At 43.0% G+C, this 17,237-nt stretch carries 15 protein-coding genes; 5 read left to right on the top strand and 10 right to left on the bottom strand.

From position 1 onward, the window contains the following. Positions 1 to 17: 17 nt before the first annotated feature. Positions 18 to 1,751 carry an NAD+ synthase gene (locus tag VL121_RS09885; RefSeq protein ID WP_325404722.1) on the bottom strand — a complete coding sequence of 578 codons (1,734 nt, stop codon included), beginning with the start codon at positions 1,749 to 1,751 and terminating at the stop codon, positions 18 to 20. A gap of 86 nt (positions 1,752 to 1,837) precedes the next feature. On the opposite strand from VL121_RS09885, the gene VL121_RS09880 reads away from it, so the two are divergent. Beyond that, positions 1,838 to 2,062, top strand: a complete 225-nt coding sequence (locus VL121_RS09880) for a hypothetical protein (protein WP_325404720.1) — start codon at positions 1,838 to 1,840, stop codon at positions 2,060 to 2,062. 65 nt (positions 2,063 to 2,127) lie between these two features. Here the strand turns inward: VL121_RS09880 and VL121_RS09875 are convergent, their stop codons facing one another. Next, on the bottom strand, positions 2,128 to 2,898 hold the full coding sequence (locus VL121_RS09875; protein WP_325404718.1) for a glycosyltransferase family 2 protein: 771 nt from the start codon (positions 2,896 to 2,898) through the stop codon (positions 2,128 to 2,130). 184 nt (positions 2,899 to 3,082) lie between these two features. On the opposite strand from VL121_RS09875, the gene VL121_RS09870 reads away from it, so the two are divergent. Together VL121_RS09870 and VL121_RS09865 are read left to right on the top strand one after the other, a co-directional pair. Then, positions 3,083 to 3,388, top strand: coding sequence for a hypothetical protein (locus VL121_RS09870; protein ID WP_325404716.1), 306 nt, complete (start codon positions 3,083 to 3,085; stop codon positions 3,386 to 3,388). A gap of 33 nt (positions 3,389 to 3,421) precedes the next feature. Beyond that, positions 3,422 to 5,095, top strand: a complete 1,674-nt coding sequence (locus VL121_RS09865; RefSeq protein ID WP_325404714.1) for a hypothetical protein — start codon at positions 3,422 to 3,424, stop codon at positions 5,093 to 5,095. Between the two features lie 55 nt (positions 5,096 to 5,150). Here the strand turns inward: VL121_RS09865 and VL121_RS09860 are convergent, their stop codons facing one another. Further along, on the bottom strand, positions 5,151 to 9,071 hold the full coding sequence (locus tag VL121_RS09860; protein WP_325404712.1) for a hybrid sensor histidine kinase/response regulator transcription factor: 3,921 nt from the start codon (positions 9,069 to 9,071) through the stop codon (positions 5,151 to 5,153). A gap of 91 nt (positions 9,072 to 9,162) precedes the next feature. Here VL121_RS09860 and VL121_RS09855 point away from each other — a divergent pair, with 91 nt between their 5' ends. After that, a complete protein-coding gene (locus tag VL121_RS09855; protein WP_325404710.1) occupies positions 9,163 to 9,720 on the top strand; it encodes a hypothetical protein in 558 nt (185 codons plus the stop codon). A 324-nt stretch (positions 9,721 to 10,044) separates the two neighbouring features. Here the strand turns inward: VL121_RS09855 and VL121_RS09850 are convergent, their stop codons facing one another. Then, complete coding sequence (locus tag VL121_RS09850) at positions 10,045 to 10,953, bottom strand: sugar phosphate isomerase/epimerase family protein (RefSeq protein WP_325404708.1); 909 nt, start codon at positions 10,951 to 10,953, stop codon at positions 10,045 to 10,047. Between the two features lie 74 nt (positions 10,954 to 11,027). Then, complete coding sequence (locus VL121_RS09845; RefSeq protein WP_325404706.1) at positions 11,028 to 12,116, bottom strand: NAD(P)-dependent alcohol dehydrogenase; 1,089 nt, start codon at positions 12,114 to 12,116, stop codon at positions 11,028 to 11,030. A 284-nt stretch (positions 12,117 to 12,400) separates the two neighbouring features. Here VL121_RS09845 and VL121_RS09840 point away from each other — a divergent pair, with 284 nt between their 5' ends. Further along, positions 12,401 to 12,640, top strand: a complete 240-nt coding sequence (locus VL121_RS09840; RefSeq protein WP_325404704.1) for a hypothetical protein — start codon at positions 12,401 to 12,403, stop codon at positions 12,638 to 12,640. 25 nt (positions 12,641 to 12,665) lie between these two features. Here VL121_RS09840 and VL121_RS09835 read toward each other — a convergent pair whose 3' ends face one another. The 5 genes from VL121_RS09835 to VL121_RS09815 form a co-directional block, all read right to left on the bottom strand. After that, positions 12,666 to 13,649, bottom strand: coding sequence for an aldo/keto reductase (locus VL121_RS09835; protein ID WP_325404702.1), 984 nt, complete (start codon positions 13,647 to 13,649; stop codon positions 12,666 to 12,668). A gap of 68 nt (positions 13,650 to 13,717) precedes the next feature. After that, on the bottom strand, positions 13,718 to 14,209 hold the full coding sequence (locus VL121_RS09830; protein ID WP_325404701.1) for a cupin domain-containing protein: 492 nt from the start codon (positions 14,207 to 14,209) through the stop codon (positions 13,718 to 13,720). Between the two features lie 8 nt (positions 14,210 to 14,217). Further along, entirely contained in the window at positions 14,218 to 15,327 is a 1,110-nt protein-coding gene (locus VL121_RS09825; RefSeq protein ID WP_325404700.1) for an alpha/beta hydrolase, read from the bottom strand. Between the two features lie 18 nt (positions 15,328 to 15,345). After that, positions 15,346 to 16,071, bottom strand: a complete 726-nt coding sequence (locus VL121_RS09820; protein WP_325404698.1) for a carboxymuconolactone decarboxylase family protein — start codon at positions 16,069 to 16,071, stop codon at positions 15,346 to 15,348. Positions 16,072 to 16,086: 15 nt separating this feature from the next. Beyond that, positions 16,087 to 17,196, bottom strand: a complete 1,110-nt coding sequence (locus VL121_RS09815; protein ID WP_325404696.1) for an alpha/beta hydrolase — start codon at positions 17,194 to 17,196, stop codon at positions 16,087 to 16,089. Positions 17,197 to 17,237: the final 41 nt, after the last annotated feature.

Here is a 17,237-nt window from a genome sequence, read left to right as displayed (position 1 = left end):
CGAATTTTTTCGACATATCAGCTTAAATATTTTCCCACAATCGGCATTCTTCTGCCTACGCCAAAAGCTTTGGAGCTTACACGTATAACAGGACAAAACTGGCTGCGTTTATATTCATTCCTATTTACCAGCCTCAACACCCTGTTTACCAGTGCAGCATCAATGCCCATAGCTATGATTTCGTTTGGTCCCTGCCTTTTTTCTATATATTGGTATAATACCTTATCTAATACATTATAGTCAGGCAGGCTGTCGCTGTCTTTTTGGTTGGGGCGTAATTCTGCAGAAGGCGCTTTGGTAATAATATGGAGGGGGATGATTTCTTTATCGCGGTTAATGTATTTTGCCAGGGCATATACCTGCATTTTATATACATCGCCCAGCACGCTCAGGCCGCCCGCCATATCGCCGTATAAAGTGCCGTAACCTGTTGCCAGTTCGCTTTTATTGGAAGTGTTCAGCAAAATATATCCAAACTTATTGGCAATAGCCATTAAAAGATTCCCGCGTGAGCGGCTCTGAATATTTTCTTCCGCAACACTAAATGGCAGGTCTTTAAATACAGGCTTCAGGCTGGTAAGAAAACTGTTATACACCGCTTCAATAGGTATAATATCATAGGGATTACCGAGGATTTTGCTTAACTGTTCAGCATCCTTTACAGAATGGCCGGTTGAGAACGGGGAAGGCATTAAAACAGCGCGTACATTTTGGGCGCCCAATGCTTCAGCGGCCAGTGCCAGCACTACCGCACTGTCTATACCACCGCTGCTGCCCAGTATAGCTTTGGAAAATCCCATTTTGCTGAAGTAATCGCGTATGCCCAGTATAAGTGCCTGGTGTATTTGCCGGATATTATTCGTGTCTGTAAGAAAGTCAATTACCTTATCGGGGTCACTTATTTTAGCAACCCGCATTTCTTTGTTTGTTTCCTCCAAAATAACGGCCGGCCAACTATCCCGGGCCTCACTTTGTTGTTCGGGCTGATGGTTGTTTACCGCAATATCCATCACGCAAAACGCTTCTTCAAAATATTCGAGTTCTTTGAGCAAATTGCCTTTTGCATCATATACCAGGCTTCCCCCGTCAAATACGATTTCTGTTTGTGAGCCTACGGCATTGCAATACACTAACGGTAAGCCGTACTTGAGTACATTGGCATTTACCACTTCCTTGCGGTCTTCATCGTGATCGTAATCAAAAGGCGAGGCGGAGATGTTGATCATAAGATCGGGCTGCTGCTTCGCCAGTATATCCATCGGGCAAACGCGGTATAAAGGATTATCGCCCAGGTTCCATATATCCTCACAAATGGTAAGGGCAATGCGATAGCCTTTAAACGGTATACTATTCCACTCAAATGCGGGTTCAAAATAGCGGTTCTCGTCAAATACATCGTAGGTGGGCAACAGGGTTTTGTGCGATACGCCCAGTATTTCCGTGTTATACAGCAGCCATGCCGCATTAAAAAGTTCTTTGCCGGGAGCATCTAAGTTTTTTTGGGGAGCGCCTATAATTACGCCAATACCTTCGGTATGTTGTTTTATGGCATCTATTGAAGCATAGCACCGGTTAATAAAATCATCAAATTCCAGGAAATCGCGGGGAGGATAACCGCATACACATAATTCAGAAAAAACAACCAGTTCGGCCCCCTCGTTTTTTGCCTGTTCAATGGCCGATATGATCTTTTTTGTGTTGCTTTCAAAATTGCCGATATGATAATTTTGCTGCGCTAATGCTATCCTCATAACTGCAAAATTAAAGGCAGCATCAACGGATACAAAAAATAATTAATTGTTTGTACCTTCGCTACTCCATCAATAATTGAAATGCTATGAAAAGGATAACAGCTGTTTTGCTGGGTGTGGTGTTTATGATGCTGAGTGTGGTTTCCGTTTCCGCTCAATGTTCTATATGTACTAAAACCGCGCAGCAAATGGGAGAAAAGCCGGCTAAAGCATTAAACGCGGGCATTTTATACCTGATGGTTACCCCCTTTGCCGTAGTGGGGTTTATAGGCTATCGCTTGTGGAAGCAAAACAAAACGGATAAGGTTTAACAGGTAACCGGTTAACTGTAATTATGGTTACGCCGCTCCCGGAAATTTCATTTTTCACATAGTACTTAGTTGGTAACATTATGCTTTCGCTGAAGCTGCAATAGCTTTACATATTTGAGGAGGGTTTGATAGGCTACACTCTTCGCGATGAGGAAGCCATCTATCCCGTCTAAAAAGCCCCTTTTAAAGATATAACCTGTTATAAAAGCGGATACCGGGTTAAAGATCACATGAAATATGGTGGATCTCTTTCCCTTTTTCAGCATGGCTTCCGACTGTATAGTAGTAAACCGGTTCATCTGCGCTATGTGCTCGTCTATGGTGTAGTACGTATAGTGCAGGATGTCTCCCTGCAAGCGGAAAATACCGGCACTGGCATCCATTTCAATTTTATCGTGCGGGTTAGTGCCACCCCATTTCCCTTTATGCCTGTTCAATAAACGCAGCTTCCTGTCGGGATACCATTTGCCGTGCCTTATCCATTTGCCGCAATAATTAGCGCAGCGGCTCATCATATACCCGTCATAAGGGAACCCTGCCTGCTTGGCGTCAGATATGGACCGGTAAAGTGTTTCGTCTAATGCTTCATCGGCATCTAAGGACAGCACATGATTGTACTTAGCCTGGCCGAGTGCGAAATTTTTTTGTTCAATATAGCCTAAAAACGGCTGTTCAATAAACCGCACGCCATATTGCAGGCAAATGCCCCGTGTATGATCCTGTGATAAAGAATCCACAACTACAATCTCATCTGCAAGCCCCTTAACGCTTTCAAGGCACCGGGCAATGTTTTTTTCTTCATTAAAAGTGATAATAACAACGGATAGCGGTTTCATAAATGTTAAGGCTTTATAATATACTGATCATTCCCGGTTATACAGCAATGTGTTGCATCCGCACAGGAACACACCATTTCTATACCAATCCTTCAAAACGCTTTTACTTTAACGCAACTTTCAACATGACCATTCCTTAAGGCAAAATGTTGCATCCACCGTAAAAAACTCAACGTGAATTTCATTGAGTGTTAAACTGTTAAACAAGAAAAAGGGGGAAAAATTGCCCGGGGAGAGGCAAAAAACAACATTTATAGGTTTACACGTAGCGGATCTTTCTGCAGCCGGGAAATATTTTCCTGCCCATGGGCTGCCGGATGGGAGCGCATACCCCGCTGAAGCATGTGTGCGGGAGTGTGGCGGAGTAGCAGCGCACAGCCGGGTATATAGCCGGAACAGGGTATATAGTGTACAGCCCCCCAACTTTTACGATAATATTTTTGGTGGGATAACAAACAGAGGAAGCATATGGCAGTTAGGTGGGAAATAGCATTCAGGGCCTTAATCAGTATATTTGAATCCTATGAATTCAATCTACATTTTTTCCAGGGATTTCATTTTAATATTGCTGCTGCTTTGTTTTGCCGGTTACAAAAGCCATTCGCAAAATGCGGCAAACCAGGAGCAGCATCCCAAAATTGTAAACATCATCAATTTCATCCGGTTACTCGAACCAAGGGATGCACAGATAACAGAAGATGTGCTGTATCAAACCGTGGTAAAACAGGTGCAGATCATGCAGCAGTATCATTTGCCCGGCACTTTTTTATTGCAGTACGATGCGCTGATGGATGCGCGTTACCAGCAATTGCTGAAAAATCTTCCTCCTTCTTCTTTTGAAATAGGCGCCTGGTGGGAAATTCCAAAGCCGCTGGTAGAAAAAGCCGGGTTACAATGGAGGGGTCGTTATCCCTGGGACTGGCATGCGGATGTGGGGTTTTCTACCGGCTATACGCCCAAAGAGCGGGAGCAGCTCGCGGATGTATATATGCAGGATTTTAAAAAAATATTCGGCTATTATCCAAAGTCTGTAGGCTCCTGGTTTATAGATGCGCACACGCTGAATTATTTGTATAAGAAATATAAAATTGTTGCTTCTACCAATTGTAAAGACCAGTTGGGTACGGATGGATATACTTTATGGGGCGGCTACTGGAACCAGGCCTATTACCCCAGTAAAATAAATGCTTATATGCCTGCCCAAACTGAAAAGAACCAAACGCCCGTTCCCATTTTCCGGATGCTGGGCAGCGACCCTGTACGGCAATACGATGATAAAGGAAGTGGCACTAATGGGCAGGGTGTGGTAACACTGGAGCCCGTATATAAATATGGCGGCGGTGATTCGGCCTGGGTGCATTGGTATTTTAAAGAATTTGTGGAGGGACAAAGTATGGAATATGCTTATGTGCAGGCAGGACAGGAAAATTCCTTTACATGGAACGCCATGTCGAAGGGTTTTGAAATACAAATGCCATTGATCGCCCGTTTGCGGGATGAGCAAAAAGTAAAAGTAGAAACACTGGCGGCATCCGGCGAATGGTTTCGTAAAAAATATACGGTTACGCCGGCAACATCTGTTACGGTAAATAATGACCTGGATGGAAGCGATAAAAAAACGGTGTGGTTCAACAGCCGCTTTTACCGTTTCAATTTATTGTGGGAAAACAATACCCTGCGTTTCCGCGATATTCATATTTTCAATGAAAATTTTCCTTCCGCGTATACAGAGAACAGGGCCACATCTAACGAATGTTCTTTTTTTACCCTTCCTTTTGTTGACGGCTATCGCTGGAGCAGTGCTGAACAACCCGCGGCGCTGCGGTTCAGAATGGTTTCCAATGGCAAAGAGATACTGATGGAAGGTGGCACTCCAACTATAAACGATGATGTTCCGGGCAAGCTCCATATTGAATGGCCATTGAAATCTGCGAACGGAATACTGGTAATGGATGTGGATGAAAAGCAAATGCAGATAAAAGTAGAAGGAAGCAAAACGGTTGACTGGTTTTTGGATCTTTCGGCCGGCGATACAGCCTCCCTGCCTTTTACAAAAATAGCCCCGCATGTAATAAACTGCCGGTTTGAAGGAATGGATTACCAGGTTAAAGCATCCAAAGGAAATTTTTTAAACCCTGCTGGTGATGCCATTATGCGCATTAAGCCTGAAAGGAATATGATGGTATTGAATTTTTAGGGGAAGATAAAATGATAAGCATGGCTAAAGAAAACTGTCAAAAATAAAAGGGTGCTTATAGCCATTTCAACCGCCATTCCTGCGGCGTTAGTCCGCACTCCTGCTTAAAAACCCGTGCAAAGTATCCGGGGTCGTTATATCCACAATCTAATGCTATAGCGGCGATGGTGCTGGCGGGATTTTTCAGCAGTTCCTTTGCTTTGTTTAAACGGATGATACGGATAAATTTATTGGGAGAGCAACCCGTAAGCGCATCTAATTTTCGATGCAGTTGAGAGTGGCTCATGAATACCAGCTTACATAATTGTTCTATAGTAAAGTTCGCTTCGGTTACATGTTCCTCTACTGCTTCTCTTACTTTTTTTACAAAAGTATCTTCAATTTTGGGATCACTCATTTCTCCTTCCCCGCTAACTATGGCTGGCGCCGGGTAATGATTAAGTCCGGCTTTTTTAAGATAATACTGCTGCAGGTTTTGACGCAGCTCAAGTAATTTTTTTATTCTTAATGATAACTCCTCCCGGTTAAATGGTTTCTCCAGGTATACATCGGCGCCTTGCTGCAATCCTTCCATTTTACTTGCCATACCAGCTTTGGCGGTGAGCATGATAATGGGAATATGGCTGGTACGTTCATCGTTCCTTAACTGACAACACAATTCAAAACCATCCACAAATGGCATCATTACATCGGTAATAATTAAATCAGGAATGATTTCCGCCGCTATTTCAAAACCTTCTCTTCCATCTGTACCAACAGCCAGGCGGTAATCCGGGAGGCAGGATGCCGTATATGCCACCACATCGGCATTGTCTTCCACCAACAGGATCAATGGTTTTTCTTTGCGTATCCTTTCATCAGCGAAATCTATTGTATTTGTTGCATTCGTTTTTATGTTTTGTGCATTAACATCTTTTTTTAACCTGGTGTTTGTTATTGCACTTTCTGCAACAGCTACTTTTTTTAAAGGCAGTACAACGGTAAATTCACTGCCTTTGTTTGCACCTGTTGGCGGACTTTTTACTATAATTTCTCCCTCCATTAATTTCACCAGTTCTTTGGTAAGCGCCAGTCCAATACCCGTACCCTCTGTTTTCCTGGTAAGGCTGTTGTCTAATTGATAAAACCTGTCGAAAATATATGGCAACTGACTTTCGGGTATGCCAATGCCGGTATCCTTTACTTTTATCATTACTGTTGCTGTATGCTCATCATGCAGCATGGCGCTTTCATTTACGCTAATATATATGTTGCCTTTTTCGGGTGTAAATTTCAATGCATTCGATAGTAAGTTGGCTACAATTTGCCTTGTTTTTTCGGGATCATAAGCCACGTACAGCGAATCCATCTCAGCCAAAAAATGCAATTGCTTCTGCTGGCTTTCTGCCAGGGAATGAAAAGACTCTACAATATACCGCAGGAAATTGATCACATCGCCATTTACCAGTTGCAGTTGCATTTTACCCGTTTCTAATTTTGACAGATCCAGCATTTCGTTAACCAGGTTAAGCAAGCTTTGCCCATTACGGATAATCATATCCATGCCATTCTTAAAATGTTCTTCAGGTTTGTTGATCACCTGTTGTGCCATGCCTAATATAACAGTAAGTGGCGTACGAAATTCGTGGGTGATATTAGTATAGAGTTGTGTTTTTATAGTGTCTAGTTCCTTTACTCTTTTGGCTTCCCGCTGTTCGAAACTTAATTGTGATTTTAGTTTGGCCCGGTTTATGGAAAATTTAAAATAAGCCCTTATGCCCAATCCCAGCAGCAACAGGTAAAAAAGGTAAGCCCACCAACTGCGCCACCAGGGCGGCAGCATCGTAATTTTTAGTTCGGCAACTTTATCGCTCCAGGTACCCTGGCTGTTGCTGCCCTGCACTTTAAAAACATATTTACCTGCCGGCAAATGTAAATAGGTTGCCGTGCGGCGCGTACCGCTTTCTACCCAATTTTTATCTACCCCTACCAATTGGTAGCGGTATTTATTTTGGGCAGGGGCTGTAAAGTCAAGCGATGAAAACTCTAATGTAAGAATATCCTGTAAATAGGTAAGCGTAATGTCTTTTGATTGCTCAATGGTATTTTGCATTACCCCATTTTTATCGGTAGGTAAAATGGGTTGGTTATTTACCAGGATGTCGGTGATAAAAACATTTGGCATAAAGCCCGCTGTAAGGATTTCTTTCGGATTAAAAATATTCAGCCCGTTTACTCCGCCAAAAGCAAGATTGCCATTCGGTAATTTAGCATAAGCGCCGGTATTAAATTCATCATCCTGTAAACCATTGGCTTTTGTAAAATTCCTGAAAATCCAGTGGGTACTGTCTTTGCTGGTATTGGCCAGCAAACTAAAAATTCCCTTATTGGTGCTACCCCATATATTGCCGGCATCATCTGCCAGTATGCCGTACACTACATCATTTGGTAAGCCATCTTTAGTAGTGAGGTAAAAAAAATCGCCGCTCGTTTTATCCAACCTGTTAAGCCCGCCACCTTTTGTACATATCCATAAATATTTGTCTGGCTCGGCGGGGTCGTCCAAAAAGCAGGATACATGGTTATAGTTTAAAGAATTACGGTTATCCGGGTTATTATAATACCAGGTTATTTTGGGTTGGCTGGCCGGATTGCCTGCAAAATCCACTTTTGCAAAACCTTCATCGGTACCCATCCAAAATATACCTTTGGCATCTTCATACAGCGCCGTGCAAAGCGCTTTGGTGAGCATTGGCTTTGCAGGATTATTATTAATGCTGAAGGTATCAATTTTACCAGTAGCCGTTATCCGGGTAAATGCACCACCTAAGCCCGGAAACCAAATATTGCCCTTGCTGTCTTCCAGCATGGGCTGCTTGTCGCCTTCACCGTTATTAAACTGGACAGAAGTGTATGCAGTCAGTTTTCTGTTTGCAACGCTATAACTAAACAACCCCTTATCATCGGTCCTGATCCAGTAATCGCCTGTTTTAGAAATGATAACATTATCAATTTGGTGGTCTGCTAAAAATTTATGGAAAGGATTTTTTTCTATGGAATCATTGTTAAGCCTGCACCATTCGTAAGGATAAGCTCCTAAATAAATATCATTTAACGAAGGAACGATATATCTTACACTAAAGCCCGGCGCCTGTTGTTTGAACTTGCTTTGAACGGTATTGTATTTTCGCAACCCATAACCTTTAGTACCGGCCCACAATATGCCGGAATGGTCAATTAAAAAAGGGTACAACACCCTCGATGCTGCCGTCAGGGATAAATTTTTACCCCATTGTATAGGCTTGCCGGGCATCCATTTACTGACATCGTAAAAAAATAATTCTTCATGGAAAAAGTTCACCCACAGGTCACGCTTCGGATTTAATAGTAAATTACCAGGGGTGATTTTGCTGACATCAAATAAGGGAATAGCGGTTGTTCCATCCCAAACAAAAAAATTGTCGCTGATCCAGATACCTCCATCTTCGGTGCCATAACCATTGTTAAAAAATTTACCCTCATTCAGTTGGGTGAAATTGTTTTTAAAGGGATCAAAACGGTATACTTTATTATCAAGGTTACTGATCCATATTGTACCTTTTTTGTCTTTACCTATTCCGTAAACCTGCGCATTGTCTGGCAGTGATAGTCTTGTAATATGTGGCGTTGATTCTTTCTCAAAAAAGTTATCGGGCAGGGTAATTACATTAAAACCCGCATCTTCGGCAGGTATTAATATTTTTCCCTCCGCGGTTTCGGTTATGGAATTCCTGGTCCTGTTACCCGAAAGGCTGCCTGCATCATTGGGGCGGTTGCCAATGCGATAAAACCGCTCACTTTTTTTATCATAAACATTCGGTCCTGCATTTTCCGTACCGGCCCAAATCCTGCCTTTGCTATCTTCAAAAAGCGTAGTTACGGTGTTGCTGCTAAGAGAGTATGGATTGTAGGGATCGTTGGTAAAAACTTTAAAACTATAGCCATTATAGCGGTTCAATCCATTACAGTATGGATGTTAACGCTGCAAGCCTTTGTTTCATCCTGAAACAATACATAAAAAACATTTCATCACCACAACATGATTAAAAATGAAAAATAAAAAGTATTTGCGGTTATCAACAGGGTGCGCTGCTATTTTCTTTTGTACCATTGGTTGCTATTTATTTGCTGCCGGCACAGTTGGCAAAGATGTTCTGCTGCCTGCAGAACAGAAAGCAAAGAAGTTGGATATGACTGCATTATTGCCTGCTGATGCGCATACCAATAATCCTACTGTAAGTGAAAAAGTACTGAAAGCCTTTCGCGAAACTTATACAACCGCCCAGCAGGTAAGCTGGCACGAGAAAGGAGATCAGTATTCCGTTAGTTTTCTTCAGTTGGAGATAAGATATATCGTGAATTACAACAATGATGGACATGTAACCGGCGTTATGCGCTTTTACAAACCGGCTTTATTACCCGCCAATATTTTATTGGAAATTAAAAGGCGGTATTCAACGAAAACAGCATTTGGCGTTACAGAGATTACTTCTGGTGAAAACCTGACCTATTTTGTGAAAATGGAAGACAGCAAGCATTTGTATACCGTTAAGCTGGATGCTTACGGAAACGGCCGGGTATATGAAAAGGTAAGAAAACAGCAATAATAGCGGATCTTTCAGCAATCAAAAAAAGCTAATCACCCGTTCACCTTTCTATAGTACTTGCAGCATTGTTTTTTTATCTTTCAGGTAGAGCTATTTTCTCATGTTGACCCTTCTACCAGGTCTGCGAGGGTTGTTTCTACGGCACTCCACATTTTTGTAACAATCAGCTCATTCCTATTCTGCGCTCACGGGCTGCCGGATGGGAGCGAATACCCCGCTGAAGCATGTGCGCGAGGGGCGCGGCGGAGTAGCAGCGCACAGCCGCATATGTAGCCGGAACAGCGGTATACAGTGCAGCGCCCCAAAACTTTTTAAACACATCCTCTATTTATACCCCCACTTTTTCATGATTGCCAGGTCTTCTTTCACGCATTCCATAGGCGTTTTGCCCTGGTAAGATTCCTGCTCAATAATAAAATGTTTGGTTCCTGATTTTCTGCCCAGGTCAATTATTTCTTTTACTGGTATAACGCCTTTGCCCAGGATTGTACTTTCGTAGGGATCGTGTCCTGCAGTTGATTTTATTTCATCTTTTACGTGCATGGATTCAAACCTGCCCGGATATTTTTTCATAACATCCAGTGCCTTTGCACCGGCGTTATACATATTGCCAATATCCAGTTGCTGTATTACCAGCGATGGATCGGTATTTTGAAGAAGGATATCAAAAACAGTTATGCCATTGAGCTTTTGGCTAAACTCAAAATCATGATTATGGTATCCGAACTTCATTCCTGATTTTTTACATAATTCGCCGCATTTATTAAACACTTCCATGTATCGTTTCAAATCATCATAGGTTTTGCGGTAGTAATCGTCTAACCAGGGGCTGATCACAAACTGCTGCCCCACAGTGGCCGCGTCTTCCACGGTCATTTTCCATTCATCCGTAAAATCCTTTTTGTCTTCATCCCAGTGTTTTTTACTTATCACGGTATGTCCGCTGGGCATTTTCAGTCCCAGGTCCCCGAGTATTTTTTTAAATTCCGAAGCCCCGTAACCATAAAATTTACGGTTGCCGTAGTTTGCATGTTCTACATTTTTATAACCCATTTGGGCCAATTGTTTCAGGCTGCCCAGCGGATCTTTGTTCATATCATCGCGTATACTGTACAATTGCACGCCGGTAAGTTCTTTGGGATTTTTTGCCGCGAACAGTTCGTTGGACAATACCGTTGTACCGGCCAATGCCAGGGCGGTTTTTTTCAGGAAACTTCTTCGTGAGGTATACATGGAGCAAATGGTTTAAATGACTTGGGAAGATCAAATTATTGAACCCAAAAGGTAACACTTTTATTGGTTCTGATCTAATGGATAAAATCAGGGTTTATAGCATTTTCATTTTTTAATGAGGCCATATCAATCACAAAACGGTAACGTACATCGCTTTTCAGCATTCGTTCGTAAGCTTCGTTAATATCCTGTATTTTGATTACCTCAATTTCTGAAACAATATGATGCTCACCACAAAAATCAAGCAGTTCCTGTGTTTCGGCAATACCGCCGATCACGGAACCTGCCACCGATTTTCTGCCCAGGATCATCGGAACAGTATTTAACATGGGATCAAGCGGACCTAAATAACCTACCAGCACTATTGTGCCGCTAACGGTTAATGCAGGAATATAAAGATTAATATCATGGACATACGGAATGGTATCAATGATCAGGTCAAACTTGCCTTTGGCTTCTGCCATTTGCTTTTGATCGGTAGAAATAATTACCTGCCCGGCGCCTAATGCAAGCGCGTCTTTTTCTTTTTCGGGAGAGCGTGAAAAAAGCGTAACATCTGCCCCCAAAGCTTTGGCCAGTTTTATAGCCATATGCCCCAGTCCGCCTAAGCCTATAACAGCTACATGGCTTCCTTTTTTAACTTTCCAGTGCCTTAGCGGCGACCAGGTAGTAACGCCTGCGCAAAGCAAAGGCGCGGTAGCGGCAAGATCAAGGTTTGCGGGTACTTTTAAAACAAAGTGTTCCGTTACCACTATTTTTTCCGAATAGCCGCCAAAAGTATGTCCTCCCAAATGTTTATCCCTGCCATTATAGGTTCCGGTATTGCCCGGAATACAATATTGTTCCAGGTCATGCCGGCAACTTAAACATTCACGGCATGAATCTACCATACAGCCTACCGCCGCGAGATCCCCCACCTTAAATTTGGTTACTCCCCTGCCAACTTTGGCTACCCTGCCCACAATTTCATGACCAGGTACGGCGGGATAGCGGGTACCACCCCAGTCGTTTCGGGCTGTATGCAGGTCGGAATGACAAACCCCGCAGTACAGGATATCAATTTCCACATCTTGCGGCGTGGCTTTCCTGCGTTCGATATGTAGTGGTTCTAATAGGCCGGCAGCAGCGTGCGTGCCGTATGCTTTTACTTCAAACGTTTCCATAATAGTATTTTAGGTTCCTGATCGTTCATTTTTACCGTTCGGCATATACCTCTGAGATTGTGAGGCGGGCAGGGGCATCAATCCTGCCCGTTGGGCTATCTAAAAGGAGGCGCTAAGGTACGGCTTGAGCAGTTGCTATTGCGAGATTCATTTGTGGCGTCATTATTTTGACACGCTACTGTATGCATCGTCTGCCACAGCATTACGCCAGGTTACGTTGGTACCTTCTTATAATTGCTGAGTATTGCCGGTAAATTATTCATTGGATAATTTTTCTCCTTCCATTGCAAACAAACCCCCGTCTCTTTCTATTTCCGGCCTTTACCGAAAACCCTTCCAATATTTTGCTGTTGATGATTTCTGCTATTGCTTTTGTGTTGCCGGTGCGGGACAAGTACACAATCAGTATCTTTTTATCATCCTGTGATGGCTGCGCATTTGAGCAAGCAGATACAGAAAGAAAAGTAGTCATCAGCCAAATGATTGCAGAAGATGAGAAAGTTTTTTTTAGCTACTGCTATTGATTGTATACCCTTTAATTTGACGCGGTTATTTACCTACGCGTTTTTGTAAATGTTCCGGATACCTTGCTCCCTGTACTGCTATTTTTGAAGCGGCAGTTTCTATTTCCTGTAAGTCACCGGCTGAAAGTTCAACAGATGCCGCGCCAATATTTTCCTGCAGGCGATGTAGTTTTGTAGTACCGGGAATAGGAACTATCCAGGGTTTTTGCGCTAATAACCAGGCCAGTGCAATTTGCGCCGGTGTGGCCTTCTTTTCCGAAGCTGTTGTTTTCAGTAAATCCACCAATGCAAGGTTGGCTTTCCGGTTTTCTTCTGAAAAACGGGGAACAATATTCCTGAAATCTGAGGGATCGAATTTTGTGGTTTCATTAATGGCTCCCGTTAGGAAGCCTTTGCCCAAAGGGCTGAACGGAACAAAGCCAATACTCAATTCTTCTAAGGTTGGAATGATTTCTTTTTCTGGTTCACGGAAGAACAGGGAATATTCGCTTTGCAACGCGGCAACGGGTTGTACGGCATGTGCTTTACGAATGGTTTGTACACCTGCTTCCGATAAACCCCAATGTCTTATTTTTCCTTCTTTGATCAAATCCTTAATGGCTCCTGCAACATCTTCGATGGGCACATTTGGGTCAACCCTGTGTTGATAGAACAGATCAATGTAATCCGTCTTTAATCTTTTCAAAGCGGCTTCTGCAACGGATTTAATGGTTTCGGGACGGCTATCCATTCCCAGATCGGGTTTACCTTCCTTAAAGCCAAATTTGGTAGCGATCACCACTTTATCCCTGAATGGCTTCAACGCTTCCCCCAATAATTCTTCATTATCAAAAGGGCCATAAGCTTCTGCTGTGTCGAAAAAAGTGATTCCCTCATCAACGGCAGCGTGCAGTAAGTTGATGGCTTCCTTTTTATCGGTTGCCGGGCCATAACCAAAGCTCAATCCCATACAGCCTAAGCCCAATGCGGATACTTCTAACCCGCTGTTTCCTAATATGCTCTTTTTCATTTATTATTATTTTGTTGATTTAACTTTTGAATATTTTCCGTTGAGTGGTTTGGGTTGTATTTTATTTCCTATTGACTTCTGTATTCCTCATCCGTTACTGCTTCCAGCCATTGTGTAGGGCCTTTTTGCCTTCCGGTGATGGCAACCTGTATAAAGGCAGTATCTGCGCTTGCGCCATGCCAATGAGGCGTGTTGGGCAGACATTTGATAACATCCCCTTTACGCAAAATCACCTTGGGTTGATCTTTCTCCTGGTAGTATCCTACTCCCCCGGTGGCGAGCAATATTTGCCCTGCCGGATGCAAGTGCCATTTGCTCCTCGCCCCGGGCTCGAAGGTTACATTCCCCACGCTGTTGGGGTTCAGGCTGTCGGCTTCTATCATAGAATGGAGATATGCTGTTCCGGTAAAATTTTCATTTGTAATTTTTTCTCCTTTTGCAAAAAGCGTTGGTTCCTGTGATTCCGTTTCCGGAGTTTGCGCTGATCTGGTTTGTTGGTTACAGGAAAATGCCATCACTCCGAAAAGAAATAGTATGGCTGTATTTTTAAAGTGCATCATCTTAAATTTTAAAGGTTTACCTGGTAGAAATTCACCAGTTTATTTACGGCTTGCGACACATATTCGGGTTTCCAATAGGTTTGTATATGTGTAGCGCCATCAATCAGAAATAATTCTTTGTTTTTTGCATGGGTTGCTTTGGCAAATGCTTCATCTGTCATGTATTTTGTATCAGCTTTGCTTCCGGCAATCATCAAAAGGGGCTGTTCAATTAAATCCATATTGGTAGTGGCATCCCATGTCATCAAGTCAAGCAGGCTGCTCATGCTGTATAGAAAGGTTGAATTTGGATGTGCATGAGTTCTATAATAGTATACGTATCCTTCACGATACAGATCGGTTGGGGTTTTAGCGATTTCTTCGTCTGTTATGCTTGCCACGCCTGCATAAATTATTTTACCACCTGCGGCTTCCTGCGCACGGGCATCCGAAGCTAGTTTTAAGCGTTCCTGAATGCTGTTTAATTGGGAATTCTGAAAGCCATTGCGTCTTACCTCGCCCGAGTTGAACATACTTAAAGTTGCAACGGCTTTAAACCGTTTGTCCGATTGGGTTGCTTTTAAAGTGTAACCCCCGCCACCACAGATACCTAAAACACCCAAACGGTTTGCATCAACCCCTGGGTACTGCATAATAAAGTCAGCCATACCATGAATATCTTCAGTACGGTAAGCAGGATTATCCGTATGGCGTGGCTCTCCGCCGCTTGCTCCCTGGTACGCTGCATCGGCAGCAATAGTTATATAACCCGCCTCTGCCAAACGTTGTGCATATAGTCCGGCTGTCTGCTCTTTTATACCACCGTTAGGGTGTGCTACCACTATAGCGGGATACCTCTCCTGCCAGGAGGCAGGTTTCTTTGACGCATCATAATTCGCAGGTGTATAAACATTCGCAGCGATATCAATCCCGTTTAGTTTATAGGTCACAGGATGGATATTTACTTTTCCTTTTACATTTTCGGTAATGGCTCCTTCATACACCAGCGTAAAGGCCTGCCCGACTGCGTCATTCAGGCGGGGATTGTGTTGATATCCCTTCTGAGCAGATTGCGCACTTACCGCATCTGTAGCTGCTATTGATGTTGCTATTGCAATTATTGATGTTATTTTTTTCATTTTTTAAATCTTTTAATTTTACTCCCTGCTTTTTAGTATTTCGTCCAGAACAGATTGAGCAGCTTTCGCTTCCTTTTTTCCACTTGTTGACTTAATAACTCCTACGAATTGCTGTAACTGATTTGAGGTTAAACCAACTTTCAGGCATATATTCAAATGTGAACGCAGCATAGGTTCCACACCGCCGATACTGCTGAGTACGGAAACGGTCACCAACTCCCTTTCAGCATAGGTTAAAACATCACGTTCAAAAAGATCTGCAAACAGGTGCTCTTTCAGGAAAATTTCCACTTCGGGAGCAAATGCGGCATAACCCGTTTTGGATACTTCTTCTTTTACGCCTGTAAGTTTTTCCAAAATTTCCTTTCCACGATCGTACCTGCTGCGATCATCATTTATCTGGGATGCTTCTGCACCCACTTCATCGGTAATGCCTTTGGCTTTGCGTTCATCCAATACCACCATTAAGGTTTGTAAGCCACGGATACTACGGGGAAAACCACAATAGGCATAGAGATGTACGATTATCTCCTTGATTTGATTGACAGTTAATCCAGCATCAAGCCCTAAATTCAGTTCCGGTTTTAGCTTTGATAAATCACCCTTTGCCGTTGTTGCGGCAATGCGCACAATGCCTTCTTGTTTGAGGCTTAAATATTGTGTTGAATCATTTTGGGCATTTACACTGTTCGTAACAGTTACCGCCATTACTAATAATATCCATGTTAGACCTTTGCTTATCATTATTGCTGTTTTTGTTTACTTATCCAATCCCTTTTCCTTTAACCATTTGGATAGCAGATTCGCTATTTCAACATTATTCAAATCAGAAAAGGGAAAGTGCGTATTACCTTTGATGCCAATTTCCGGCAGGTGTATTACGGTTGCATCACCTCCATGTTTGTTGACTGCGGCCGCCCATACCTTTGCCATTTCAAGCCCGGCACGCCAGTGATCTTTGTTCCATACATCGGTAGGCTCCTTAGCAATGTTATCGCCATAGTAAATAATGATAGGTATTTGGGTTAGCTTATTGAAATCAGGCAAAGGGATATCCACTCCGTTCAGCTCCCCAAAAAGTCCGGCAGATTTTATCGCCGGGGGTAATTCGCCTTCTGGAAAAACAAAGCTGCTATATGGCTCATAGGCCACTACAGCCTTAACCTTATCATTTTTTATAGCCGTAAACCAACCGGGTCCCCCGCCTTGTGAATGGGTGATTAAAATGCCTTCCCCGATCTTATCAAACAATTGTGAAACTGCATCCGATACAATGCCGCCATCAAAAGCCCCTGTATTGGGCGTCATTTGCCTGTAAAACTGTTCTAATGAAGCGGAGTCTTTCGGGAACTGAACATTGGGAAAGTAATCGGGATAATTACCGAGCCTGAATTGTGTGAACCAAAACTGCTCGTCCGGGATGGGAGTAATCGTTGTTGCGAGGGTACTCTTTCCGGCTTCGCCACGCCTGGGCTGATCAAGCAGGTAAACGCCAAAGTTTCGTCTTAGGAAAATATGCTGAAAACCTTCCCTTCCATCAGGTGTTGATTCCCACGTTTTTTTGGACTGCCCGGCGCCATGCAAAAAAACCAACGGGTATGTATGTGCATTTACCGGGATTTGATAAAAGGTATATGCATGATCGCCGTGAAAAGTTTGACCCTGCGGTCGAAGGGAATTGGTCAAATCGAAAGTTCCCGGTTCGGAGATTTTTGTTCCGCCAACAGCAAAGCTGCCCTGTTCCTGTATTGTTAATGCACCGTTATGGGTAGATCGTTTGTCTGATGTACATGCACTATACAAGACAAAAAGTATTATTGGTAACAGCACGAATAGTATTGTTCTATCTTTCATTTTAAAAGTATGCATAAATAGTATGTTGAGTACTAAAATCATGACAGCGGAAAAGG

This window comes from Agriterribacter sp. (genome assembly GCF_035497235.1).
GTDB lineage: Bacteria > Bacteroidota > Bacteroidia > Chitinophagales > Chitinophagaceae > Agriterribacter.
Note: the sequence above shows the minus strand (reverse complement) of the source record. Positions and strands in the feature narration are given on the sequence as shown.

Excerpts from the sequence above, each read along its gene's own strand:
- VL121_RS09885 (WP_325404722.1), bottom strand. The coding sequence starts at position 1,751 with ATGAGGATAGCATTAGCGCAGCAAAATTATCATATCGGCAATTTTGAA.
- VL121_RS09880 (WP_325404720.1), top strand. The coding sequence starts at position 1,838 with ATGAAAAGGATAACAGCTGTTTTGCTGGGTGTGGTGTTTATGATGCTG.
- VL121_RS09875 (WP_325404718.1), bottom strand. The coding sequence starts at position 2,898 with ATGAAACCGCTATCCGTTGTTATTATCACTTTTAATGAAGAAAAAAAC.
- VL121_RS09865 (WP_325404714.1), top strand. The coding sequence starts at position 3,422 with ATGAATTCAATCTACATTTTTTCCAGGGATTTCATTTTAATATTGCTG.
- VL121_RS09855 (WP_325404710.1), top strand. The coding sequence starts at position 9,163 with ATGAAAAATAAAAAGTATTTGCGGTTATCAACAGGGTGCGCTGCTATT.
- VL121_RS09850 (WP_325404708.1), bottom strand. The coding sequence starts at position 10,953 with ATGTATACCTCACGAAGAAGTTTCCTGAAAAAAACCGCCCTGGCATTG.
- VL121_RS09845 (WP_325404706.1), bottom strand. The coding sequence starts at position 12,116 with ATGGAAACGTTTGAAGTAAAAGCATACGGCACGCACGCTGCTGCCGGC.
- VL121_RS09835 (WP_325404702.1), bottom strand. The coding sequence starts at position 13,649 with ATGAAAAAGAGCATATTAGGAAACAGCGGGTTAGAAGTATCCGCATTG.
- VL121_RS09830 (WP_325404701.1), bottom strand. The coding sequence starts at position 14,209 with ATGATGCACTTTAAAAATACAGCCATACTATTTCTTTTCGGAGTGATG.
- VL121_RS09825 (WP_325404700.1), bottom strand. The coding sequence starts at position 15,327 with ATGAAAAAAATAACATCAATAATTGCAATAGCAACATCAATAGCAGCT.
- VL121_RS09820 (WP_325404698.1), bottom strand. The coding sequence starts at position 16,071 with ATGATAAGCAAAGGTCTAACATGGATATTATTAGTAATGGCGGTAACT.
- VL121_RS09815 (WP_325404696.1), bottom strand. The coding sequence starts at position 17,196 with ATGCATACTTTTAAAATGAAAGATAGAACAATACTATTCGTGCTGTTA.